The 22,967-nt window shown below is 44.1% G+C and carries 33 protein-coding genes; all 33 read right to left on the minus strand.

All coding sequences use genetic code 11. The annotated features are described in order from the left end of the window. Nucleotides 1-175: 175 nt before the first annotated feature. The 33 genes from rplQ to rpoC all read right to left on the minus strand — a co-directional run bounded on the left by rplQ (nt 176) and on the right by rpoC (nt 22,920). Entirely contained in the window at nt 176-571 is a 396-nt protein-coding gene (gene rplQ, locus BCU84_RS17570; protein WP_102529376.1) for a 50S ribosomal protein L17, read from the minus strand. Nucleotides 572-612: 41 nt separating this feature from the next. Continuing rightward, the gene (gene rpoA, locus BCU84_RS17575) at nt 613-1,602 is read right to left on the minus strand and encodes a DNA-directed RNA polymerase subunit alpha (RefSeq protein WP_102529377.1); all 990 of its coding nucleotides are present in this window, start codon (nt 1,600-1,602) and stop codon (nt 613-615) included. A 24-nt stretch (nt 1,603-1,626) separates the two neighbouring features. Further along, nucleotides 1,627-2,247 carry a 30S ribosomal protein S4 gene (rpsD, locus tag BCU84_RS17580; protein ID WP_102529378.1) on the minus strand — a complete coding sequence of 207 codons (621 nt, stop codon included), beginning with the start codon at nt 2,245-2,247 and terminating at the stop codon, nt 1,627-1,629. Between the two features lie 32 nt (nt 2,248-2,279). Next, nucleotides 2,280-2,672: a 30S ribosomal protein S11 gene (gene rpsK, locus BCU84_RS17585; RefSeq protein ID WP_011635661.1), complete on the minus strand. Its 393-nt coding sequence runs from the start codon at nt 2,670-2,672 to the stop codon at nt 2,280-2,282. A gap of 17 nt (nt 2,673-2,689) precedes the next feature. After that, nucleotides 2,690-3,046, minus strand: a complete 357-nt coding sequence (rpsM, locus tag BCU84_RS17590; protein WP_076543217.1) for a 30S ribosomal protein S13 — start codon at nt 3,044-3,046, stop codon at nt 2,690-2,692. A 119-nt stretch (nt 3,047-3,165) separates the two neighbouring features. Next, nucleotides 3,166-3,279, minus strand: coding sequence for a 50S ribosomal protein L36 (rpmJ, locus tag BCU84_RS17595; protein ID WP_006083579.1), 114 nt, complete (start codon nt 3,277-3,279; stop codon nt 3,166-3,168). Between the two features lie 21 nt (nt 3,280-3,300). Beyond that, nucleotides 3,301-4,641, minus strand: coding sequence for a preprotein translocase subunit SecY (gene secY, locus BCU84_RS17600; RefSeq protein ID WP_055026490.1), 1,341 nt, complete (start codon nt 4,639-4,641; stop codon nt 3,301-3,303). Between the two features lie 7 nt (nt 4,642-4,648). Then, nucleotides 4,649-5,083 carry a 50S ribosomal protein L15 gene (gene rplO, locus BCU84_RS17605; RefSeq protein WP_102529379.1) on the minus strand — a complete coding sequence of 145 codons (435 nt, stop codon included), beginning with the start codon at nt 5,081-5,083 and terminating at the stop codon, nt 4,649-4,651. Nucleotides 5,084-5,085: 2 nt separating this feature from the next. Next, complete coding sequence (rpmD, locus tag BCU84_RS17610; RefSeq protein WP_076543219.1) at nt 5,086-5,268, minus strand: 50S ribosomal protein L30; 183 nt, start codon at nt 5,266-5,268, stop codon at nt 5,086-5,088. Nucleotides 5,269-5,274: 6 nt separating this feature from the next. Next, on the minus strand, nt 5,275-5,778 hold the full coding sequence (gene rpsE / locus BCU84_RS17615) for a 30S ribosomal protein S5 (RefSeq protein ID WP_102529380.1): 504 nt from the start codon (nt 5,776-5,778) through the stop codon (nt 5,275-5,277). A gap of 12 nt (nt 5,779-5,790) precedes the next feature. Beyond that, nucleotides 5,791-6,141, minus strand: coding sequence for a 50S ribosomal protein L18 (rplR, locus tag BCU84_RS17620; protein ID WP_055026494.1), 351 nt, complete (start codon nt 6,139-6,141; stop codon nt 5,791-5,793). 10 nt (nt 6,142-6,151) lie between these two features. Then, nucleotides 6,152-6,685 carry a 50S ribosomal protein L6 gene (gene rplF / locus BCU84_RS17625; protein WP_102529381.1) on the minus strand — a complete coding sequence of 178 codons (534 nt, stop codon included), beginning with the start codon at nt 6,683-6,685 and terminating at the stop codon, nt 6,152-6,154. Between the two features lie 10 nt (nt 6,686-6,695). Next, entirely contained in the window at nt 6,696-7,088 is a 393-nt protein-coding gene (gene rpsH / locus BCU84_RS17630) for a 30S ribosomal protein S8 (RefSeq protein WP_102529382.1), read from the minus strand. 24 nt (nt 7,089-7,112) lie between these two features. Continuing rightward, nucleotides 7,113-7,418 carry a 30S ribosomal protein S14 gene (gene rpsN / locus BCU84_RS17635; protein ID WP_102529383.1) on the minus strand — a complete coding sequence of 102 codons (306 nt, stop codon included), beginning with the start codon at nt 7,416-7,418 and terminating at the stop codon, nt 7,113-7,115. Between the two features lie 10 nt (nt 7,419-7,428). After that, nucleotides 7,429-7,968, minus strand: a complete 540-nt coding sequence (rplE, locus tag BCU84_RS17640) for a 50S ribosomal protein L5 (protein WP_055026498.1) — start codon at nt 7,966-7,968, stop codon at nt 7,429-7,431. Between the two features lie 12 nt (nt 7,969-7,980). After that, on the minus strand, nt 7,981-8,295 hold the full coding sequence (rplX, locus tag BCU84_RS17645; protein ID WP_102529384.1) for a 50S ribosomal protein L24: 315 nt from the start codon (nt 8,293-8,295) through the stop codon (nt 7,981-7,983). 11 nt (nt 8,296-8,306) lie between these two features. After that, nucleotides 8,307-8,675 (minus strand): 50S ribosomal protein L14, encoded by a 369-nt coding sequence (rplN, locus tag BCU84_RS17650; protein WP_055026500.1) that lies wholly within the window; start codon nt 8,673-8,675, stop codon nt 8,307-8,309. Between the two features lie 217 nt (nt 8,676-8,892). Continuing rightward, on the minus strand, nt 8,893-9,141 hold the full coding sequence (gene rpsQ, locus BCU84_RS17655) for a 30S ribosomal protein S17 (protein ID WP_102529385.1): 249 nt from the start codon (nt 9,139-9,141) through the stop codon (nt 8,893-8,895). Beyond that, on the minus strand, nt 9,141-9,332 hold the full coding sequence (gene rpmC, locus BCU84_RS17660) for a 50S ribosomal protein L29 (protein ID WP_102529386.1): 192 nt from the start codon (nt 9,330-9,332) through the stop codon (nt 9,141-9,143). Before rpmC ends, rpsQ begins: the two co-directional genes overlap by 1 nt. Next, the gene (gene rplP / locus BCU84_RS17665; protein WP_055026502.1) at nt 9,332-9,742 is read right to left on the minus strand and encodes a 50S ribosomal protein L16; all 411 of its coding nucleotides are present in this window, start codon (nt 9,740-9,742) and stop codon (nt 9,332-9,334) included. Before rplP ends, rpmC begins: the two co-directional genes overlap by 1 nt. A gap of 11 nt (nt 9,743-9,753) precedes the next feature. Then, a complete protein-coding gene (gene rpsC, locus BCU84_RS17670; RefSeq protein WP_102529387.1) occupies nt 9,754-10,443 on the minus strand; it encodes a 30S ribosomal protein S3 in 690 nt (229 codons plus the stop codon). 12 nt (nt 10,444-10,455) lie between these two features. Further along, nucleotides 10,456-10,788 carry a 50S ribosomal protein L22 gene (gene rplV, locus BCU84_RS17675; protein WP_076543228.1) on the minus strand — a complete coding sequence of 111 codons (333 nt, stop codon included), beginning with the start codon at nt 10,786-10,788 and terminating at the stop codon, nt 10,456-10,458. A gap of 15 nt (nt 10,789-10,803) precedes the next feature. Further along, nucleotides 10,804-11,082 carry a 30S ribosomal protein S19 gene (rpsS, locus tag BCU84_RS17680; RefSeq protein WP_006083596.1) on the minus strand — a complete coding sequence of 93 codons (279 nt, stop codon included), beginning with the start codon at nt 11,080-11,082 and terminating at the stop codon, nt 10,804-10,806. 15 nt (nt 11,083-11,097) lie between these two features. Further along, entirely contained in the window at nt 11,098-11,922 is an 825-nt protein-coding gene (gene rplB, locus BCU84_RS17685) for a 50S ribosomal protein L2 (protein ID WP_055026505.1), read from the minus strand. Nucleotides 11,923-11,938: 16 nt separating this feature from the next. Continuing rightward, on the minus strand, nt 11,939-12,241 hold the full coding sequence (gene rplW / locus BCU84_RS17690) for a 50S ribosomal protein L23 (RefSeq protein ID WP_102529388.1): 303 nt from the start codon (nt 12,239-12,241) through the stop codon (nt 11,939-11,941). Beyond that, nucleotides 12,238-12,843, minus strand: a complete 606-nt coding sequence (rplD, locus tag BCU84_RS17695; RefSeq protein ID WP_055026507.1) for a 50S ribosomal protein L4 — start codon at nt 12,841-12,843, stop codon at nt 12,238-12,240. The genes rplW and rplD overlap by 4 nt, the downstream gene beginning before the upstream one ends. A gap of 16 nt (nt 12,844-12,859) precedes the next feature. Further along, a complete protein-coding gene (gene rplC, locus BCU84_RS17700) occupies nt 12,860-13,498 on the minus strand; it encodes a 50S ribosomal protein L3 (RefSeq protein WP_102529389.1) in 639 nt (212 codons plus the stop codon). Nucleotides 13,499-13,525: 27 nt separating this feature from the next. Then, nucleotides 13,526-13,837, minus strand: coding sequence for a 30S ribosomal protein S10 (gene rpsJ / locus BCU84_RS17705; RefSeq protein ID WP_055026509.1), 312 nt, complete (start codon nt 13,835-13,837; stop codon nt 13,526-13,528). A 332-nt stretch (nt 13,838-14,169) separates the two neighbouring features. Continuing rightward, the gene (gene tuf, locus BCU84_RS17710; protein ID WP_102529390.1) at nt 14,170-15,354 is read right to left on the minus strand and encodes an elongation factor Tu; all 1,185 of its coding nucleotides are present in this window, start codon (nt 15,352-15,354) and stop codon (nt 14,170-14,172) included. Between the two features lie 69 nt (nt 15,355-15,423). Continuing rightward, nucleotides 15,424-17,520 (minus strand): elongation factor G, encoded by a 2,097-nt coding sequence (gene fusA / locus BCU84_RS17715; RefSeq protein ID WP_102529391.1) that lies wholly within the window; start codon nt 17,518-17,520, stop codon nt 15,424-15,426. Nucleotides 17,521-17,598: 78 nt separating this feature from the next. After that, nucleotides 17,599-18,069: a 30S ribosomal protein S7 gene (rpsG, locus tag BCU84_RS17720; protein ID WP_102529392.1), complete on the minus strand. Its 471-nt coding sequence runs from the start codon at nt 18,067-18,069 to the stop codon at nt 17,599-17,601. Between the two features lie 77 nt (nt 18,070-18,146). Beyond that, complete coding sequence (rpsL, locus tag BCU84_RS17725) at nt 18,147-18,521, minus strand: 30S ribosomal protein S12 (protein ID WP_102529393.1); 375 nt, start codon at nt 18,519-18,521, stop codon at nt 18,147-18,149. A 178-nt stretch (nt 18,522-18,699) separates the two neighbouring features. Beyond that, a complete protein-coding gene (gene rpoC / locus BCU84_RS17730; protein ID WP_102529394.1) occupies nt 18,700-22,920 on the minus strand; it encodes a DNA-directed RNA polymerase subunit beta' in 4,221 nt (1,406 codons plus the stop codon). Nucleotides 22,921-22,967: the final 47 nt, after the last annotated feature.

The following is a 22,967-nucleotide window of genomic DNA, read 5'->3' on the forward strand; positions in this document are numbered from 1 at the left end:
CCAGTGAGCCAGTGAGCCAGGTTACGAGAACACCCTCAAACCTAAAAGCAAAGGAAAATAATTAACGAAGAGAATGATTAAATGTCAAAAATAAACAAGAGGAATTTAATTAATGATAAATAGCAGGCATAAAAAAACCGAGCCTAAGCTCGGTTTTTAAGTGAGTAATTAAGAATTACTCAGCAGCTTCAACTTCAACAGCTTCAGCAGCTTCAGGACGACCTACTAATTCGATGAAAGCCATTGGAGCTTTATCACCGGTACGTAGACCGCACTTAAGAATACGAGTGTAACCACCAGGACGTTCCTGGAAGCGTGGACCCAATTCAGTAAATAACTTACCTACAACTTCAGCGTCGCGGGTACGAGCGAAAGCTAAACGGCGATTTGCAACGCTGTCTACTTTAGCTAGTGTTATCAGAGGCTCAACTACGCGACGCAGTTCTTTCGCTTTTGCTACAGTTGTCTTGATGATCTCATGACGAACTATTGAGCAAGCCATGTTACGAAACATAGCTTGGCGATGACTGCTATTGCGGTTTAGTTGACGACCACTCTTACGATGGCGCATGACCTAATCCTTATAATCTTTAATCTGTACTAACCTGGGACTTATAGGTCGTCTGCTAAACTAGCTGGAGGCCAGTTTTCAAGACGCATACCTAAAGACAGTCCGCGAGACGCTAATACATCCTTAATTTCAGTAAGAGATTTCTTACCTAAATTAGGAGTCTTGAGCAACTCAACTTCAGTGCGCTGTACGAGATCTCCGATGTAATGAATCGCTTCAGCCTTCAAACAGTTGGCTGAACGTACAGTTAGCTCTAAATCGTCGACAGGACGCAACAGAATCGGATCAAATTCCGGTTTCTCTTCTACAACAGCCTGTTCAGTAACATCACGCAATTCAACAAACGCATCTAGCTGTTCAGCTAAAATTGTTGCAGAACGACGAATTGCTTCCTCAGGATCGATAGTACCATTAGTGGTCATATCAATAACGAGTTTATCTAAATCAGTACGTTGCTCTACACGAGCAGCTTCTACATTGTAAGCAATGCGAGCTACAGGTGAGAATGAAGCATCAACCAACAAACGGCCGATTGGGCGATCATCGTCTTCAGTCTGTGCACGAGCCGAAGCTGGCACATAACCGCGACCACGCTCAACGCGGATACGCATGCTGATATCATTATTACCTGTCAAATGACAGATAACATGATCAGGATTCATAATGGTTACATCACCATCATGAGTGATATCTGCTGCAGTAACAGGGCCTGTGCCTGACTTACTTAAAGTAAGTAAAGCTTCATCTTTACCCTCGATATTTACTGCCAAACCTTTAAGGTTAAGCAATATCTCTAGGATATCTTCTTGAACGCCTTCCTTACTGCTGTATTCATGCAATACACCGTCGATTTCGACTTCTGTAACTGCACAGCCAGGCATAGACGACAATAAGATTCGACGCAACGCGTTGCCTAATGTGTGACCAAAACCACGTTCAAGTGGCTCTAGCGTAACCTTGGCACGAGTTGGGTTAACCTGCTCTATGTCAACGAGACGCGGTTTAAGAAATTCTGTAACAGAACCCTGCATTGTGTCCTCTCTTGTTTGTTAGCTTTACTTAGAGTAAAGCTCGACGATCAGCTGTTCGTTAATATCCGCAGACAAATCGCTACGTTCTGGTAGACGCTTGAAAGCACCTTCCATTTTAGCATTGTCGACTTCTACCCATGTAGGCTTTTCGCGTTGGCCAGCAACTTCTAAAGACGCTTTGATACGTGCTTGAGTGCGTGACTTTTCACGGATGCTTACAACATCATTCGCAGACACTTTGAATGACGGAATGTTAACAACACGACCGTTAACCACGATTGATTTGTGGCTTACTAATTGACGTGATTCTGCACGAGTCGCACCAAAACCCATACGATAAACAACGTTATCTAAACGAGTTTCTAAAAGACCTAACAAGTTTTCACCTGTGTTGCCTTTCAGACGTGCGGCTTCTTTGTAGTAGTTACGGAATTGCTTTTCTAGCACACCGTACATACGACGAACTTTTTGTTTCTCGCGTAGCTGTAAACCGTACTCTGATAAACGTGGCTTACGTGCGCCATGTTGACCAGGTGCAGCTTCAAGCTTACACTTCGAATCGATTGCTCTCACACCGCTTTTTAGGAAAAGGTCTGTACCTTCTCTGCGGCTGAGCTTGAGCTTAGGACCCAAGTATCTTGCCATGATCTTTCTCCAACTATCCTATATACGTAATGTTATACACGACGCTTTTTAGGTGGGCGACAGCCATTATGAGGGATAGGTGTCACATCGGTAATGTTGGTAATTTTATAACCAACAGCATTCAGCGCACGAATGGCTGATTCACGACCTGGACCTGGACCCTTTACGAAAACTTCAAGGTTTTTAACACCGTAGTCTTGAGCAGCAATACCAGCTCGCTCTGCAGCAACCTGCGCAGCGAAAGGTGTAGATTTACGTGAACCACGGAAACCTGAACCACCAGAAGTAGCCCATGACAACGCATTACCTTGACGATCTGTAATGGTGACAATAGTGTTGTTGAATGACGCATGGATGTGAGCCATACCATCTGCAACCTGTTTACGTACGCGCTTACGCGGAGAACGTGACGGAACTTTAGCCATTTTGGTTTACCTTCCCGTTACTTTCTGATTGGCTTACGTGGACCTTTACGCGTGCGCGCATTGGTCTTAGTACGTTGCCCACGAAGGGGCAGGCTACGACGATGGCGGAGACCACGATAACAACCAAGATCCATAAGACGCTTGATGTTCATTGAAATCTCACGACGTAAGTCACCCTCTACTGAGTATTTGGCAACTTCTTCGCGTAGAATATCTATTTGAGCTTCGCTCAATTCCTTGATCTTAGCATCTTCAGCGATTGAAGTAGCTGCGCAGATTTCTCTAGCGCGTGTACGTCCAATACCAAAGATAGCAGTCAATGCGATGACTGTATGCTTTTGATCAGGAATGTTAATGCCAGCGATACGGGCCACTATGCACTCCTTAAAATGTTAAAGGTCAACTGCGAAAAGCCCGAAAGGATACTCGACAGCCGACAAATTTGCAAACATTATTTGCTCAGCTCATAAATGAGCTGAGCAAATATCTTTTTTTAGCCTTGACGCTGTTTGTGCTTTGGTTCAACACAAATCACACGTACAACGCCACTACGCTTGACGATCTTGCAATTACGGCAGATCTTCTTCACGGAAGCTCGAACTTTCATTTCATCACTCCGTTAAAGCAACTAGCGACCAAAGCGATCTAAATTCGCTTTGTTTACTAAGTTAGCTTTCTTCATAACAGACTCATACTGATGAGACATCATATGGGTCTGAACCTGAGCCATGAAGTCCATGATTACGACTACAATAATTAGTAGTGAAGTACCGCCGAAATAGAACTGTACTTTCCACGCAATTAACATGAACTCCGGAATTAAGCAGATAAAGGTAATGTATATCGCGCCTGCTAATGTCAAGCGAGTCATTACTTTATCAATGTAACGCGAAGTCTGTTCTCCAGGACGAATCCCAGGAATGAACGCACCACTCTTCTTCAAGTTATCAGCTGTTTCGCGAGGGTTAAATACCAACGCAGTATAGAAGAAACAGAAGAATACGATAGCTGTCGCATACAATAATGAATACAGCGGTTGTCCTGGTGACACAGCTAAAGCGAAATCGCTTAACCATGACATAGACTCATTTTGTCCAAACCACTGAGCCAGTGTGCCTGGGAACAAAATAATGCTGGATGCAAAAATTGGTGGAATTACACCTGCCATATTAACTTTAAGTGGTAAATGTGTACTTTGCGCAGCAAACACCTTACGGCCTTGTTGACGCTTCGCGTAGTTAACAACGATACGTCGTTGACCACGTTCTACAAATACAACCAAATAAGTTACAGCAAATACAATTACCGCTAATAACAACAGTACCAGTACATTCAAATCACCTTGACGAGCCTGTTCAGCCGTTTGGCCGATAGCAGAAGGTAGACCAGCAACAATACCTGCGAAAATTAATATCGAGATACCATTACCAATACCACGCTCGGTAATTTGCTCACCTAGCCACATAAGGAACATTGTTCCTGTCACTAAGCTCACAACTGCTACAAAGTAAAAACCAAAACCTACATTGGCAACAAGGCCAGGTACTAGGCTTGGTAAACCTGTCGCGATACCGATTGATTGGAGTGTACCCAACACAAGCGTTCCGTATCTTGTATATTGACTGATTTTCTTTCTTCCTGACTCGCCTTCTTTTTTCAATTCAGCAAGGGCAGGATGAACGACAGTCAACAACTGCATGATAATCGATGCCGAAATATACGGCATGATACCAAGCGCAAAGATAGAAGCACGCTCTAAAGCACCACCCGAGAACATGTTAAACATGCCTAGGATGGTATCTTTTTGTTGAGCAAACAACTCTGCTAACACAGCTGCGTCAATACCAGGAATTGGTACAAACGAACCGGCTCTAAAGACGATAATTGCACCAATCACGAACAGGAGACGAGTTTTCAATTCTGATAAACCGCCTTTCGCGCTTTTTAAATCAAGTCCTGGTTTTGCCATCGACGTATTATTCCTCGATCTTACCGCCGGCAGCTTCAATAGCTGCACGTGCACCTTTGGTTACCTTCAGACCTTTTACGGTCACTGGGCGTTCAATGGTACCTGAAAGAACGATTTTCGCAAACTGTATGTTGCGAGTAATTACGTTCGCATCTTTCAGAGCGTTAAGGTCGATAACATCACCGTTAACTTTTGCTAGTTCTAGTAAACGAACTTCAGCTGAAACCAAAGCTTTGCGTGAAGTGAAACCGAACTTAGGTAAACGAATTTTAAGAGGCATTTGACCACCCTCAAAACCGATACGCACACCGCCGCCAGAACGAGACTTTTGTCCCTTATGACCACGACCTGCAGTTTTACCTAAACCAGAACCAATACCACGACCTACACGCTTAGGAGCACGCTTAGAGCCTGCTGCTGGAGATAGAGTATTTAAACGCATTATTAATCCTCCACCTTAACCATGTAGTAAACTTTATTAACCATACCGCGAACAGAAGGAGTATCTTCTACTTCAACAGTGTGGCCAATACGTCTTAGGCCTAGACCTAATAAACAGGCACGGTGCTTTGGCAAACGACCAATCGCACTCTTTGTCTGTGTTACTTTAAACGTTTTAGTAGCCATGGTGCATTAACCTCGAATTTCATCAACATTCAGGCCACGCTTAGCTGCAATTTGTGATGGTGACTTCATGTGCACCAACGCATCTACAGTTGCGCGAACGATGTTGATCGGGTTAGTAGAACCGTATGCTTTAGACAGAACGTTATGAACGCCTGCAACTTCCAATACGGCACGCATTGCGCCACCGGCAATAATACCGGTACCTTCCGATGCTGGTTGCATGTAAACACGCGAACCAGTATGGCGACCTTTAACTGGATGATGCAGTGTACCTGCATTCAACTCTACGGTTACCATGTTACGGCGGGCTTTTTCCATTGCTTTTTGAATAGCAGCTGGAACTTCGCGCGCTTTACCATAGCCATAGCCGATCTTACCATTACCATCACCTACCACTGTTAGTGCGGTGAAGCTAAAGATACGACCACCTTTAACTACTTTAGAAACACGATTAACTGCAATTAATTTCTCTTGCAAATCGTCTTTCTGCTGAGCTTCTAATTTAGCCATTTTTATAACCCCTTAGAATTTCAGGCCAGCTTCACGAGCTGCGTCAGCTAGTGCTGCTACGCGTCCGTGATACTTGAAACCAGAACGGTCGAATGCAACTGTTGTTACACCTTTTTCGATCGCACGCTCAGCAACAGTTTTACCTACTGCTTTAGCCGCGTCTACGTTACCGGTACTCTTTAGTAGCTCTTTAACCGCTTTCTCAACGGTTGAAGCAACTGCCACCACCTGAGCTTCAGGATTAATAACCTGAGCATAAATGTGACGCGGTGTACGATGTACAACCAGACGATTCACGCCCAGCTCTTGGATCTTCTTACGAGCGCGAGTAGCGCGGCGTAAGCGAGATGTTTTCTTATCCATATCGCGTTACCTACTTCTTCTTAGCCTCTTTACGGCGTACTTGTTCGTCTGCATAGCGAACACCTTTGCCTTTATAAGGCTCTGGTGGACGGTATCCACGAATCTCAGCAGCGACCTGACCAACTAACTGCTTATCAACACCCGAAAGTATGATATCAGTTTGGCTAGGACACTCTGCAGTAACACCTGCGGGAAGTTTGTGAACCAAAGGGTGTGAGAAACCTAATGTTAGGTCGATGTCTTTACCAGCAATTTTTGCACGGTAACCAACACCAATTAACTTTAATTTCTTAACGAATCCTTCAGAAACACCAACAACCATGTTGTTTACTAGTGCACGAGCTGTACCAGCTTGAGCCCAAGCGTTAGAAACGCCTTCAACTGGACCAAACGTTACAACACCGTTTTGTAGCTCAACACTTACCGCTTTGTTGATTTCTCGAGTCAGACTACCTTTAGTACCTTTTACAGTAATAGTCTGTTCGTTTAAGGTCACCTCTACGCCGGTAGGAATAGACACTGGTGCTTTTGCGACACGTGACATACCTAGCTCCTTACGCTACGTAGCAGATAACCTCGCCACCCATGCCATTTAGGCGGGCAGCACGATCGGTCATCAAGCCTTTAGAAGTGGACACAATTGCGACACCTAGTCCGCCCATCACCTTTGGAAGTTCGTGTTTACCTTTGTAAATACGAAGACCTGGGCGAGAAACGCGCTGGATAGTCTCAACGACTGGGTTGCCTTGGAAATACTTTAAAGTGATTTCTAATTCAGGCTTGGCTTCTTCTGCTACGGCGTAGTCAGTAATATAACCTTCGTCTTTAAGTAATTTCGCTATTGCTACTTTTAACTTAGCTGAAGGCATCTTAACTGATACTTTGTTAGCAGCTTGGCCGTTACGAATACGTGTTAACATATCCGCAATAGGATCTTGCATGCTCATATTAGCTTACTCCGTGACAAGTGCTTACCAGCTGGCCTTACGCAGACCAGGAACTTCACCACGCATAGTTGCTTCACGTAGTTTAATACGGCTAAGGCCGAATTTACGTAGAACACCATGTGGGCGACCAGTTTGATTACAACGGTTGCGTTGACGCGCAGCGCTAGAATCACGAGGTAGAGCTTGTAACTTAAGTACAGCTTCCCAACGATCTTCTTCCGAAGTATCAGGAGCGCTGATTAAAGCCTTAAGTGCTAAACGCTTTTCAGCATATTTAGCTACGAGCTGTGCACGCTTTGCTTCACGTGCTTTCATAGATGATTTTGCCATTATGCTACCCTTATTTCTTGAATGGGAAGTTAAATGCGTCTAACAAAGCACGACCTTCTTCATCATTCTTCGCAGTAGTAGTGATAACAATATCCATACCACGAATCTTATCGATCTTATCGTAATCGATTTCTGGGAAGATGATTTGCTCACGCACACCCATTGCGTAGTTACCACGACCGTCAAACGCTTTTGCGCTTAGGCCACGGAAGTCACGAATACGTGGGATTGCAATGTCAACTAAACGCTCTAAAAATTCCCACATACGCTCACCGCGTAGGGTAACTTTACAGCCAATAGGGTAGCCTTCACGGATTTTGAAACCAGCAACTGATTTACGTGCAACAGTTACAACAGGTTTCTGACCAGCGATTGCAGTCATGTCACGAAGCGCATGCTCCATAACTTTCTTGTCTGCAACTGCTTCGCCTACACCCATATTAAGGGTGATTTTTTCAATCCGAGGGACTTGCATGACACTGGTATAACCGAACTTTTTAGAAAGTTCTGCGATAACAGTCTCTTGATATTTATCATGCAGTTTCGCCATCGTTTACTCCGTTTACTTAATGAGTTCACTATTCGATTTAAAGAAACGGACTTTTTTGCCGTCTTCGAATCGGAAACCAACACGATCTGCCTTGCCTGTGGCTTGGTTAAAGATCGCTACGTTTGATGCTTGCATCGGTGCTTCTTTCTCGATAACGCCGCCAGTTACGCCCAATTGTGGGTTTGGCTTTTGGTGTTTTTTAACAAGATTGATGCCTTCAACAATCAACTTACCAGTAGGTAGGACTTGAGAAACTTTAGCTCGTTTACCCTTGTCTTTACCTGCTAGTACAATTACTTCGTCTTCACGACGGATTTTAGCTGCCATTTTGAAGCTCCTTACAGTACTTCTGGTGCCAGAGAGACGATTTTCATAAATTGCTCTGTACGCAATTCACGTGTCACTGGTCCAAAAATACGAGTACCAATCGGTGCAAGGTTTGCGTTAAGCAAAACTGCTGCATTCCGATCGAAGCGAATGACAGAACCATCTGGACGACGTACGCCTTTCTTAGTACGGACTACCACCGCGTTATATACATCACCTTTCTTCGCTTTAGCGCGAGGAATAGCTTCTTTAACAGAAACCTTGATGACGTCGCCGATACCGGCATAACGACGATGAGAGCCACCCAAGACCTTAATACACTGAACTCTACGAGCGCCACTGTTACACGCGACGTCTAGAGTCGATTGCATTTGGATCATTTTAAGTGCTCCGCTATCGTTACTACACAAAATCCCAACATTGGGATCATCATTTCGACCATTTTATGAACTAATTTGCTCTCGTTTGGTATAAAACCATTCAACAACAATTTACTCAAAAATGGCGCGCAAGTATAACACCAATATTTTGGAATGCATAGCAGAAAAAAACAAACGGCCCCAAACTTTGGAGCCGTTTACTATAACCTAATGTAAATTAGGCCTTTGTTACTACTTCAACTAGTGTCCAAGACTTAGTCTTAGAAAGAGGACGACACTGACTAATAGTCACTACGTCACCTTCGTTACACTGATTTGTTTCGTCATGTGCATGGATCTTAGTTGTACGCTTAATGTACTTCCCATAAATAGGATGTTTCACTTGGCGTGAGATAGCAACAGTAATAGACTTATCCATTTTGTTGCTAATAACTCGACCTTGCATAGTACGGGCTTTATCAGACATTACACACCTGCCTTAGAAGTAATAATGGTCTTAACACGTGCAATGTTACGACGCACTATTTTCAATTGATTCGTTTGAGTCAACTGACCAGTAGCGTGTTGCATACGCAGGTTAAACTGCTCACGCAGCAGACCAAGTAGTTCAGCGTTAAGTTCTTCAACGCTCTTTTCTCTTAGTTCGCTCGCTTTCATTACATCACCGTCTTAGTTACGAAGGTAGTCTTAATAGGAAGCTTGGCAGATGCTAAAGCAAACGCTTCACGCGCTAACTCTTCAGATACACCATTCATCTCATAAAGAACCTTACCAGGTTGAATCTGACATACCCAGTATTCAACGTTACCTTTACCTTTACCCATACGCACTTCAAGAGGCTTAGAGGTAATAGGCTTGTCAGGGAAAACTCGAATCCAAATTTGTCCTTGACGTTTAATGTGACGTGTCATGGCACGACGTGCAGATTCGATTTGACGTGCAGTTAAACGGCCACGGCCGACTGCTTTCAAACCGAAAGTACCAAAGCTAACTTCAGTACCGTTCGCTAGACCACGGTTGCGGCCCTTGAACATCTTGCGAAACTTCATACGTTTAGGTTGCAGCATAAAAGTTTCTCCTATTTACCACGAGGCTTGCGCTTCGGTTGTTGCTTAGGCTCTTCTAATGCTACAACGTTTCCGTCTAGAACTTCGCCTTTGAAGATCCAAACTTTAACGCCAATCACACCGTATTGAGTGTGACTTTCAGCTGTAGAATAGTCGATATCAGCACGTAGAGTATGTAGAGGTACACGACCTTCACGATACCACTCAGAACGTGCGATTTCAGCACCGCCTAGACGGCCGCTTACTTCAACTTTAATACCTTGAGCACCAATACGCATTGCGTTTTGAACTGCGCGCTTCATAGCGCGACGGAACATAACACGACGCTCTAATTGCTGTGCAATACTGTCAGCAACTAATTTAGCATCTAACTCAGGCTTACGGATCTCTGCGATGTTGATTTGAGCAGTAGTGCCTGTAATTTTAGATACATATGCACGTAATACTTCAACATCTTCACCTTTCTTACCAATCACAACACCTGGACGGGCAGTGTGAATAGTAACGCGGATGCTCTTCGCAGGACGCTCGATAACGATTTTAGATACTGATGCAGCCTTCAATTTCTCAGTGAGATATTGACGAACTTCCCAGTCGCTGTGCAAATTATTTGCATAATCTGCTTTATCGGCGTACCAAGTAGAGATCCAAGGCTTTGTGATACCCAGACGGATACCATTAGGATGTACTTTCTGTCCCATTGCTCTCTTCTCCTAGCGATCTGATACAACCACAGTAATGTGGCTGGTACGCTTCATGATACGATCAGCGCGGCCTTTGGCACGAGGCATGATGCGCTTCATAGTTGGTGCTTCGTCAACAAAGACTTGGCCAACTTTAAGCTCATCGATATCTGCACCTTCGTTGTGTTCGGCGTTTGCGATAGCTGAATCTAGTACTTTCTTAACCAGTACGGCGGCTTTCTTAGGGCTGAAGGTCAAAATTTCAAGAGCCTTAGAAACAGGCAAACCTCGAATTTGATCAGCAACTAGACGGGCCTTCTGCGCAGACGTACGGGCAAAACGATGTTTAGCTAAAACTTCCATCTTATGTCTCCCGTATTAACGCTTCTTCGCTTTCTTATCTGCAGCATGGCCGCGATAAGTGCGAGTTGGTGAAAATTCACCAAGCTTATGACCGATCATTTCGTCAGTTACGAACACAGGTACGTGCTGACGACCATTATGGACAGCGATGGTCAACCCAATCATATTTGGGATGATCATTGAGCGACGAGACCAAGTCTTAATTGGCTTTTTGTCTCCCGCTTCCATCGCTTTCTCTACCTTCTTCAGCAAGTGCAGGTCAATGAAAGGACCTTTCTTGAGAGAACGTGGCATGGGCGAATCCTCTTACTATTTATTACGACGACGTACGATGTACTTGTCGGTGAGCTTATTACTACGAGTTTTATAACCCTTAGTTGGCACACCCCATGGACTCACTGGGTGACGTCCACCAGAAGTACGGCCTTCACCACCACCATGTGGATGGTCAACCGGGTTCATTGCAACACCACGCACTGTAGGGCGTACGCCTCTCCAGCGTTTAGCACCTGCTTTACCTAACTGGCGTAGCATGTGCTCGGCATTACCAACTTCACCGAATGTTGCGCGACAATCAACAGGTACTTTGCGCATTTCGCCAGAGCGAAGACGTAAAGTTGCATATTGGTTATCACGAGCAACAACTTGAACATAAGCACCAGCTGAACGCGCGATTTGAGCACCTTTACCAGGTTTCATTTCTACTGCGTGCACAACACTACCCACTGGGATGTTGCGAAGCGGCATTGCGTTACCAGTTTTGATGTCTGCATCCAAACCAGATTGGATAGCGTCACCAGCTTGCATGCCTTTAGCAGCAAGAATGTAACGACGCTCACCGTCTGCGTATAGTACTAACGCAATGTTAGCTGTACGGTTCGGATCATACTCAAGACGTTCGATTTTTGCAGGGATACCGTCTTTATTGCGTTTAAAGTCAATAATACGGTAATGCTGCTTGTGTCCACCACCTACGTGACGAACAGTGATACGACCAGTATTGTTACGGCCACCACTTTTAGATTTCTTAGCCAACAGGCCTGCAAAAGGTTTCCCTTTATGCAAGTCGCTGTTCACCACTTTAACAACGTGGCGACGACCTGGAGAGGTTGGCTTACACTTAATAACTGCCATGATAATTCTCCTTTGCTTACTCAGCGCCGCCAACGAAATCGATGTCAGCACCAGCAGCTAAAGTTACATAGGCTTTTTTCCAATCGCTACGACGACCAACACGGCCACCAGTGCGCTTAGTTTTGCCTTTGTTTACCAAAGTGCGAACACTATCAACTTCAACTTCGAATAGCTGAGCTACAGCAGCTTTAATCTCTGCTTTAGTCGCATCGATTGCTACGCGGAAAACTACAGTGTTGTTTTTCTCAGCTAGTACAGTACTCTTTTCAGAGATATGCGGAGCAAGAATAACTTTTAGCAAACGTTCTTCGGTGATCATGCTAGCATCTCCTCGATTTGCTTCACTGCATCAGCAGTAACAAGAACAGTGTTGAACGCGATTAGACTAACTGGGTCAAGACCCGCTACGTCACGTACGTCAACCTTGTATAAGTTGCGTGCTGCTAAGAATAAATTCTCATCAACATCTGCAGTAACAATTAGAACGTCTTCTAAGTTCATTTCTTTTAGTTTAGCTTTCAGCTCTTTAGTTTTAGGAGCTTCAACACCAAAAGATTCAACAACGACTAAACGCTCTTGACGTACCAATTCAGAAAGAATGCTCTTTAGAGCACCACGGTACATCTTTTTGTTAACTTTTTGGCTGTGATCTTGAGTTTTAGCAGCGAATGTTACGCCACCGCCACGCCAGATCGGGCCTTTAACACTACCGGCACGAGCTCGGCCTGTGCCTTTCTGGCGCCAAGGCTTTTTGCCTGAGCCAGTTACTTCCGCACGAGTCTGTTGAGCACGAGTGCCCTGACGCGCGTTTGCAGCGTAAGCTACAACTACCTGATGAACCAATGCCTCGTTAAAGTCACGGCCGAAGGTAGTTTCGGAAACTTCAAGAGCGCTTTGCGCGTCTTTCAATACCAATTCCATTACTATCTCCTCAGACCTATGCTTTAACGGCTGGCTTGATAATCAAGTCACCATTGGTAGCGCCAGGAACAGCACCTTTTACCAATAACAAGTTACGCTCTGCATCTACACGTACAACGTCTAGATTTTGAGTAGTTACTTGCTCGGCACCCATGTGGCCAGACATTTTCTTACCTTTGAAAACGCGACCAGGTGTCTGGTTTTGACCGATAGAACCATTAGATCTATGAGCCAAAGAGTTACCATGTGTCATATCTTGAGCGTGGAAATTCCAGCGTTTAATACCGCCTTGGAAGCCCTTACCTTTAGATTGACCGGTAACATCAACTTTTGCTGTATCTGCGAAGATATCAACATTAAGTTCAGCACCAACTTCAACGCCTTCACATTCACCATCTGCCAAACGCAATTCCCATAAACCTCGACCAGCTTCTACGCCGCTCTTAGCAAAATGACCTGCTTCTGGTTTGGTGATGCGATTGGCTTTTTTGGTACCAGTAGTTACTTGAAGAGCACGGTATCCGTCAGTTTCTAAAGTTTTCACTTGAGTAACACGGTTACCAGCAATTTCAATCACTGTTACAGGGATAGAAGCGCCATCTTCTGTGAAGATGCGAGTCATACCCACTTTACGACCAATAAGACCGATAGCCATCTTTCAAACCTCTTCTAAGGATCTCAATTAACCTAAGCTAATTTGAACGTCGACACCAGCGGCAAGATCTAAACGCATTAATGCGTCTACAGTCTTTTCAGTTGGCTCTACGATGTCAACTAAGCGCTTGTGAGTACGAATTTCGTATTGGTCACGAGCGTCTTTGTTGACGTGCGGAGAAGTCAAAATGGTATAACGTTCTTTACGCGTAGGTAGTGGAATTGGACCACGAACCTGAGCGCCTGTACGCTTAGCAGTTTCAACGATTTCCGCTGTTGATTGATCGATCAAACGATGATCAAAACCTTTCAAGCGGATACGGATTCTTTGGTTCTGCATTGACCAGAGCTCCTAAAATGCACACATAAAAAATCACCCTCTAGCTTCTTCCAAATGGAAAAGCAGAGCGAGATGATTTAACCGTAGACTCCCAATCGGAGTCAATTATGAAAATGAATAATCCTTATGATTAAACATTATATTACACTGTCTAGGACAGCGAAGGGGAATTATACAGATATCAGATGAGAGATCAACCCCTTCGAACAAAAACTCTTCAATCTAGTTCATTTGTTCAAGGCGATGGAGTTTACAGGGATATATTGAAAAAGCAATAGAAACAAAAAAGGAAGCCGAAGCTTCCTTTTTAAAGTGTTAACTAAAGGTCGCTATTAAGCAACGATTTTAGCTACAACACCAGCACCAACAGTACGGCCACCTTCACGGATAGCGAAACGTAAACCGTCGTCCATCGCGATTGGGTAGATTAGTGTAACAACCATTTTGATGTTATCACCAGGCATTACCATTTCTACGCCTTCTGGAAGCTCGATAGTACCAGTTACGTCAGTTGTACGGAAGTAGAACTGTGGACGGTAGCCTTTGAAGAATGGAGTGTGACGTCCGCCTTCTTCTTTGCTTAGTACGTATACTTCTGATTCGAAAGTAGTGTGAGGTGTGATAGTACCTGGCTGTGCCAATACTTGACCACGTTCAACGTCTTCACGCTTAGTACCACGTAAAAGAACACCACAGTTTTCGCCAGCACGACCTTCGTCTAGAAGCTTGCGGAACATTTCAACACCAGTACAAGTAGTCTTAGTCGTTTCTTTAACACCAACGATTTCAACTTCTTCACCAACGCGGATGATACCACGCTCAACACGACCAGTAACAACTGTACCACGACCTGAAATTGAGAATACATCTTCAATTGGAAGTAGGAACGGCTTATCGATGTCACGCTCTGGCTCAGGGATGTACGAATCTAACGCTTCTGCTAGTTCGATAATCTTTGGTTCCCAAGCTGAATCGCCTTCAAGAGCTTTAAGCGCAGAACCTTGGATAACTGGTAAGTCATCACCTGGGAAGTCATATTCAGAAAGAAGTTCACGAACTTCCATTTCTACTAATTCAAGTAGTTCTTCATCGTCAACCATGTCACATTTGTTCATGAATACGATGATGAAAGGTACACCAACCTGACGTGAAAGCAGGATGTGCTCACGTGTTTGTGGCATAGGACCATCTGTAGCAGCAACTACTAAGATAGCGCCATCCATTTGTGCAGCACCAGTAATCATGTTTTTAACATAATCGGCGTGACCAGGACAATCTACGTGTGCGTAGTGACGAGTAGGTGTGTCATATTCGATGTGAGAAGTATTAATTGTAATACCGCGCTCACGCTCTTCTGGAGCGTTATCGATTTGTGCGAAATCTTTAACTTCACCACCGTAAGTTTTGGTTAAAACAGCTGAGATTGCAGCAGTTAGCGTTGTTTTACCATGGTCGACGTGACCGATTGTACCCACGTTTACGTGTGGTTTATTACGTTCAAATTTTTCTTTAGCCACGATATATTCCTTTCTTTTCAGAAGTGCTCGATTACGAGCTATATAACATTTAGTAAAGCACCTAAGTTTTTAGGTACGTGATTCAATAATCGCATTTGCAATGTTTGATGGTGCGTCAGCATACTTAGCAAACTCCATAGAGTAAGAAGCACGCCCCTGAGTTGCACTACGCAAATCAGTTGCATAACCAAACATTTCTGATAGTGGAACTGTCGCATGGATAATTTTAACACCACCCAAGCCATCGTCCATACCATCAATAACACCACGACGTCGGTTTAAGTCACCTACTACATCGCCCATGTTATTTTCTGGCGTGGTAATTTCCACTTTCATTGTAGGTTCTAATAGCACAGGGCTTGCTTCTAGCGCACCCTTTTTGAAGCCCATTGAACCTGCAATTTTGAAAGCCATCTCATTTGAATCGACATCATGATATGAGCCATCAAATAAAGTCACTTTCACATCGAGCATAGGATAACCGGCTAAAACACCGTTTTTCATTTGCTCTTGAATACCTTTGTCTACTGAAGGGATGAATTCACGAGGAACTGCACCACCAACAACTTCATTGACAAATTCATAGCCAGCACCATCTTCCAATGGTTCAACCTTAAGCCAAACATGACCAAATTGACCACGTCCACCTGATTGACGTATGAATTTACCTTCCACTTCAACTGAAGAGCGAATCGTTTCACGATAGGCAACCTGAGGTTTACCTACGTTACATTCGACATTAAATTCGCGACGCATGCGGTCAACGATAATATCTAAATGTAATTCACCCATGCCAGAAATCAAAGTTTGAGCTGACTCTTCATCAGTTTCCACTCTAAAAGAAGGATCTTCAGCCGCTAACTTTTGTAGCGCAATCCCCATTTTATCTTGGTCTGCTTTAGAGCGAGGCTCAACGGCAATGGTAATTACAGGTTCTGGAAACTCCATTCGCTCTAGAATCACTTTATGATCGTTTGCGCAAAGAGTATCGCCTGTTGTCACATCTTTTAAACCGATTGCCGCAGCAATATCACCAGCACGAACTTCTTTCAGTTCAGTACGGTCATTAGCATGCATTTGTACGATTCGACCGACACGCTCACGTTTCTGTTTAACAGAATTGTAAACCGCAGCACCCGACTCTAGTACGCCTGAATATACACGGATAAAGGTTAAAGTTCCAACAAATGGATCAGTCGCAATCTTAAACGCTAACGCAGCAAATGGTGCGTTATCGTCCGATGGGCGTTCTACTTCATTCTCGTTCTCATCGACACCCTTAATTGCAGGAACTTCGACAGGAGCAGGAAGGTAGTCAACTACCGCATCCAACACCGCCTGAACACCTTTGTTCTTAAAAGCAGAACCACAAGTTGCTAAAACGATTTCGTTGTTAATTGTGCGCTGACGTAGTGCTAACTTAATCTCTGCTTCAGATAAAGTACCTTCTTCAAGGTACTTTTCCATCAGTTCATCAGAGGCTTCGGCTGCACTTTCCACAAGATACTCATGCATTTCTTCAGCCTTGGCTAAAAGATCTGCGGGAATTTCTTCATAAGAGAAAGTCGTACCCTGATCTTCTTCAGACCAGTTAATCGCTTTCATCTTAATTAAATCAATAACCCCTTTGAAGTTTTCTTCTGCACCAATATTTAATTGAATTGGAACACAAGTAGCACCTAAGCGGTTACGGATTTGGTCAATGACACTATCAAAGTCAGCACCAGCACGATCCATCTTATTGACGAAAACCATGCGTGGGACTTCATACTTGTTGGCTTGACGCCAAACAGTCTCAGATTGAGGCTCTACACCTGATGAACCGCAGAATACAACCACAGCGCCATCAAGTACGCGTAACGAGCGCTCGACTTCAATAGTAAAATCAACGTGACCAGGGGTATCGATGATATTAATGCGATGTTCGGTGAATTGAGCATCCATACCACGCCAGAAAGTCGTCACAGCAGCTGAGGTGATAGTAATACCACGCTCTTGCTCTTGTACCATCCAGTCAGTAGTAGCGGCGCCGTCATGCACCTCACCGATTTTATGAGACAAACCGGTATAGAACAGAACACGTTCTGTTGTGGTAGTTTTACCTGCATCCACATGAGCAACAATACCGATATTTCGATAACGCTCAATTGGGGTTGTACGAGCCACTATTTATACCCTCTCACCTAAAGCTATGCTTTAGTAAATATCAACAATATGGAGTGGGCTAACGCCCACTCCATCAAATTACCAACGGTAATGAGCAAAGGCTTTGTTAGCTTCAGCCATGCGATGCACGTCTTCACGCTTCTTAACAGCAGTACCTTTGTTTTCAGATGCGTCTAACATTTCACCTGCTAGACGTAGAGCCATAGATTTTTCACCACGCTTGCGAGCAGCTTCAACTAACCAGCGCATCGCTAGTGCGTTACGACGCACTGGACGAACTTCACATGGTACTTGATAAGTAGAACCACCAACACGACGAGATTTAACCTCGACTGAAGGGCGTACGTTATCAAGAGCTGCTTCAAGGATACTTAAATGATCTTCGCTTTTTTTCTCAGCGACAACATCAAGTGCCTTGTAGATAATTTTTTCAGAAGTTGACTTTTTACCGTCAACCATAATGACGTTGATGAACTTAGCCAACAACTCACTTTTAAACTTTGGATCTGGTAGGATTTTACGTTGTCCTACAACGCGACGTCTTGGCATAACAATTCTCCGTATGCTTCAGGTATTTCCAAAACTGGAATATTTATAACTAGCTTGGCCTTACTTAAACGGACAAGTTATGACTTAGGACGCTTAGCACCGTACTTAGAACGGCCTTGGCGACGAGCACTAACGCCAGCACAATCTAATGCACCGCGAATAGTGTGGTAACGCACACCCGGTAGATCTTTAACACGACCGCCACGGATTAGAATTACACTATGTTCCTGCAAATTGTGACCTTCACCACCGATGTACGAAGTAACTTCGAAACCGTTAGTTAAGCGAACACGTGCTACTTTACGTAGTGCAGAGTTAGGTTTTTTAGGTGTTGTAGTGTAAACACGAGTACAAACACCACGTTTTTGTGGACACGAATCCAACGCTGGCACATTAGTCTTTTCGACTTTTGGCGAGCGAGGCTTACGTACCAACTGGTTTACAGTTGCCATGAATAGCTCCGTTCAGTTGAATAATCTCAACAATTTTGTGTGAAAAATCTATATCCCACTATGATGGGACGCGAAAGTTTAGAAAGGTATTGGCCAACTGTCAAGAAATAGACAACTTTTCGTGCAATTCCCAATAAAAAAGGCGCCAAAGGCGCCTTTTTTTAACATAACGTTTACTTTAGTCAGCACTTCCGGCCAAGTTAAGTAAGTCGGCTAAGTTTTTCTCTGCTTCACTAGCAGTGATGACAGGTGCTTCTGCACCTTCATCTTTAACATTAGCACGCGCTTCGTTACGAGCGGTGTGATACGCATAACCAGTACCAGCTGGGATCAGACGACCAACGATTACGTTTTCTTTCAGACCACGTAATTGATCACTCTTACCACCAACAGCTGCTTCAGTTAGTACACGCGTCGTTTCTTGGAACGATGCAGCAGAGATGAATGATTCAGTAGCCAAAGAAGCTTTGGTAATACCGAGTAATTCACGCTCAAACTTAGCAGGCGCTTTGCCTTGAGCTTCAAGCTCACGGTTAGCAATGTTCACGCGAGCAACTTCTGCTTGTTCACCAGCTAAGAAGTTCGAATCACCAGCATCAGTGATTAAGCACTTACGTAGCATTTGGCGAATGATAACTTCAATATGCTTATCGTTGATTTTTACGCCCTGTAGACGGTAAACGTCTTGGACTTCATCAACAATGTAGTTAGCAACATGATGGATACCACGTAAACGCAAGATGTCATGTGCAGCTTCTGGGCCGTCAGCGATAACTTCACCACGTTCAACTTTTTCACCTTCGAACACGTTAAGATTACGCCACTTAGGGATCATCTCTTCGTAGTGTTCACTGCCATCAGCAGGACTGATAACTAGACGAACCTTACCTTTAGTCTCTTTACCAAACGAAATGGTACCTGAGATTTCAGCAAGAATAGCGGGTTCTTTTGGCTTACGCGCTTCGAACAAGTCAGCAACTCGTGGTAGACCACCGGTAATATCGCGTGTTTTAGACGATTCTTGAGGAATACGTGCTAATGCGTCACCAACGTTGATTTCAGAGTTATCATCTTTAGCTACAATCGCGTTACCTGGTAAGAAGTATTGCGCAGGTACTTCAGTACCCGGGATCATAAGATCATTACCGCTATTGTCGATTAGACGAATAGCAGGACGCATTTCTTTACCTGCAGTAGGACGAGCACCTGGATCGATAACGACAACCGAAGAAAGACCTGTTAAGTCGTCTGTTTGACGCGTCATAGTAACGCCTTCAATCATATCGACGAATTTAACCGTACCCGCAACTTCTGAAATGATAGGGTGAGTATGTGGGTCCCAGTTCGCAATAATTGCGCCTGATGTCACTTCCGTATCTTCAAGTTGTTCTAGTACTGTACCGTAAGGTACACGGTAACGTTCTTTCTCACGACCAAGTTCATCAATAATCGCAACTTCAGAAGAACGCGATACGATAACCAGTTTGTTCTCGATGCTAGTAACGTGTTTAGCGTTATGTAACTTCAAAGTACCACTGTTTTTAACTTGAACATTGTTGTCAGCTGAGTCACGAGATGCTGCACCACCAATATGGAAGGTACGCATCGTAAGCTGTGTACCTGGCTCACCAATTGACTGAGCAGCTACAACACCGATAGCTTCACCGTGGTTAATAATATGACCACGTGCTAAATCACGACCGTAACAAGCAGCACACACACCGAAGTCGGTTTCACAAGAAATAACAGAACGAACGATAACTTCATCGACGCTATGCTCTTCTAATAGATCACACCAAGCTTCATCTAGTAATGTGTTACGTGGAGCCAATACTTTTTCAGTACCTGGCTCAAGTACGTCAACTGAGACGACACGACCTAGAACACGTTCACGAAGAGGTTCTTTAACATCACCACCTTCAATCAACGGCTTCATAGTCAAACCACCAACAGAACCACAATCATCTTCAATAACAACTAAATCTTGTGCAACATCAACAAGACGACGAGTTAGGTAACCCGAGTTAGCTGTTTTCAATGCGGTATCGGCAAGACCTTTACGCGCACCGTGAGTAGAGATGAAGTATTGTGATACGTTCAGACCTTCACGGAAGTTAGCAGTAATTGGGGTTTCGATGATTGAGCCATCCGGCTTAGCCATCAGACCACGCATACCCGCTAGCTGACGAATCTGTGCAGCACTACCACGAGCGCCCGAGTCAGCCATCATATAGATGCTGTTAAACGAATCTTGCTCTTCTTCTTCGCCATCACGGTTGATAACAACTTCTTTTTTCAAGTTGTCCATCATCGCTTTAGAGATTTTATCGTTGGTGCTTGCCCAGATATCGATAACTTTGTTGTAACGCTCACCAGCGGTAACAAGACCTGATTGGAACTGCTCTTGAATTTCAAGCACTTCACGTTCAGCTTCTTCAACTAAAGTGTACTTCTCGTCCGGGATAACCATATCGTTGATACCAACAGAGGCACCAGAGATAGTCGCATAACGGAAACCGGTATACATTAATTGGTCAGCGAAGATAACAGTATCTTTAAGACCTAGTGTACGGTAACAAGTGTTCAGCAATTTCGAGATTTGCTTCTTACCCATGTTCTGGTTAACCAGTTCATACGGTAAGCCTTTTGGCAATATCTGCGATAACAATGCACGACCGACTGTAGTATCTACGATACGACGGTTTTGAGTCTTCTCACCATTATCTGTTACTGAAGTTTCTGTAATGCGAACTTTTACACGAGCATGCAATTCTGCAGCGCCGGTAGCGTAAGCTTTTTCAACTTCATCAACAGACATAAATGACATGCCTTCACCGCGACCGTTCACACATTCTCGGCTAGTGTAGTAAAGACCTAATACAACGTCTTGTGACGGAGTAATTACAGGCTCACCATTCGCAGGAGAAAGAATGTTGTTAGTCGACATCATTAACGAACGAGCTTCTAATTGAGCTTCAAGCGTTAACGGTACGTGCACAGCCATTTGGTCACCATCGAAGTCGGCGTTATATGCCGCACATACTAATGGGTGCAATTGGATTGCTTTACCTTCAATAAGAACTGGTTCAAATGCTTGAATACCCAGTCTATGAAGTGTTGGTGCACGGTTAAGCATTACTGGATGTTCACGAATTACTTCGTCAAGTACATCCCATACTTCAGCCTGTTCACGTTCAACCATTTTCTTAGCAGCTTTAATAGTCGTAGCTAAACCGCGACCCTCTAACTTGCCATAGATGAATGGTTTGAATAGCTCAAGTGCCATCTTCTTAGGAAGACCACACTGATGCAAACGTAAAGTAGGACCTACGGTAATAACCGAACGACCAGAGTAATCTACACGCTTACCAAGTAAGTTCTGACGGAAACGACCTTGCTTACCTTTGATCATATCAGCCAAAGATTTAAGCGGACGCTTGTTAGAACCTGTAATAGCACGACCACGACGACCATTATCTAGTAGTGCATCAACAGACTCTTGTAACATACGCTTTTCGTTACGTACGATAATGTCTGGAGCAGCTAGATCTAATAGACGCTTTAGACGGTTGTTACGGTTGATTACACGACGGTAAAGGTCGTTCAAATCAGACGTAGCAAAACGTCCGCCATCTAGTGGTACTAGAGGACGTAAATCAGGTGGTAGAACTGGTAAAACTTTTAAGATCATCCACTCAGGCTTGTTGCCAGAAGTGAAGAATGCTTCCATCAGTTTAAGGCGCTTAGTGACCTTCTTACGACGGGTTTCAGAGTTAATTGAAGGCAACTCTTCACGCATTTGATCAATTTGTTCTTCTAAATTGATTGCACGTAGCAAGTCTAAGACTGCTTCAGCACCCATTTTAGCTTCGAACTCGTCACCGTATTCTTCTAATGCATCAAGATATGTTTCTTCTGTCAGCATTTGGCCGCGTTCAAGGCTGGTCATGCCAGGCTCGATCACAACGAAAGATTCAAAATACAGTACGCGCTCAATATCACGTAATGTCATATCAAGCATCAAACCGATACGACTCGGAAGTGATTTCAAGAACCAAATATGTGCAACTGGGCTTGCAAGATCAATATGACCCATACGCTCACGACGTACTTTAGTCTGTGTAACTTCAACGCCACACTTCTCACAAATAACACCACGGTGCTTCAAACGCTTGTATTTACCACACAAACATTCGTAATCTTTTACAGGACCGAAAATACGCGCACAAAATAAACCTTCACGTTCAGGTTTAAAAGTACGGTAGTTAATTGTCTCTGGCTTTTTAACTTCACCAAAAGACCAAGAACGGATTAGGTCAGGCGAAGCCAGACCAATTTTGATTCCGTTAAATTCTTCAGTCTTGCTTTGCTGTTTAAGAAACTTTAATAAGTCTTTCACGTTTCTCTCCTGAAGGAGTTAAACCAGATGCTTTGCTAAGCAAAGCA

It is taken from the genome of Shewanella sp. 10N.286.51.B7 (assembly GCF_002873615.1).
Taxonomy (GTDB): Bacteria; Pseudomonadota; Gammaproteobacteria; order Enterobacterales; family Shewanellaceae; genus Shewanella; species Shewanella electrodiphila.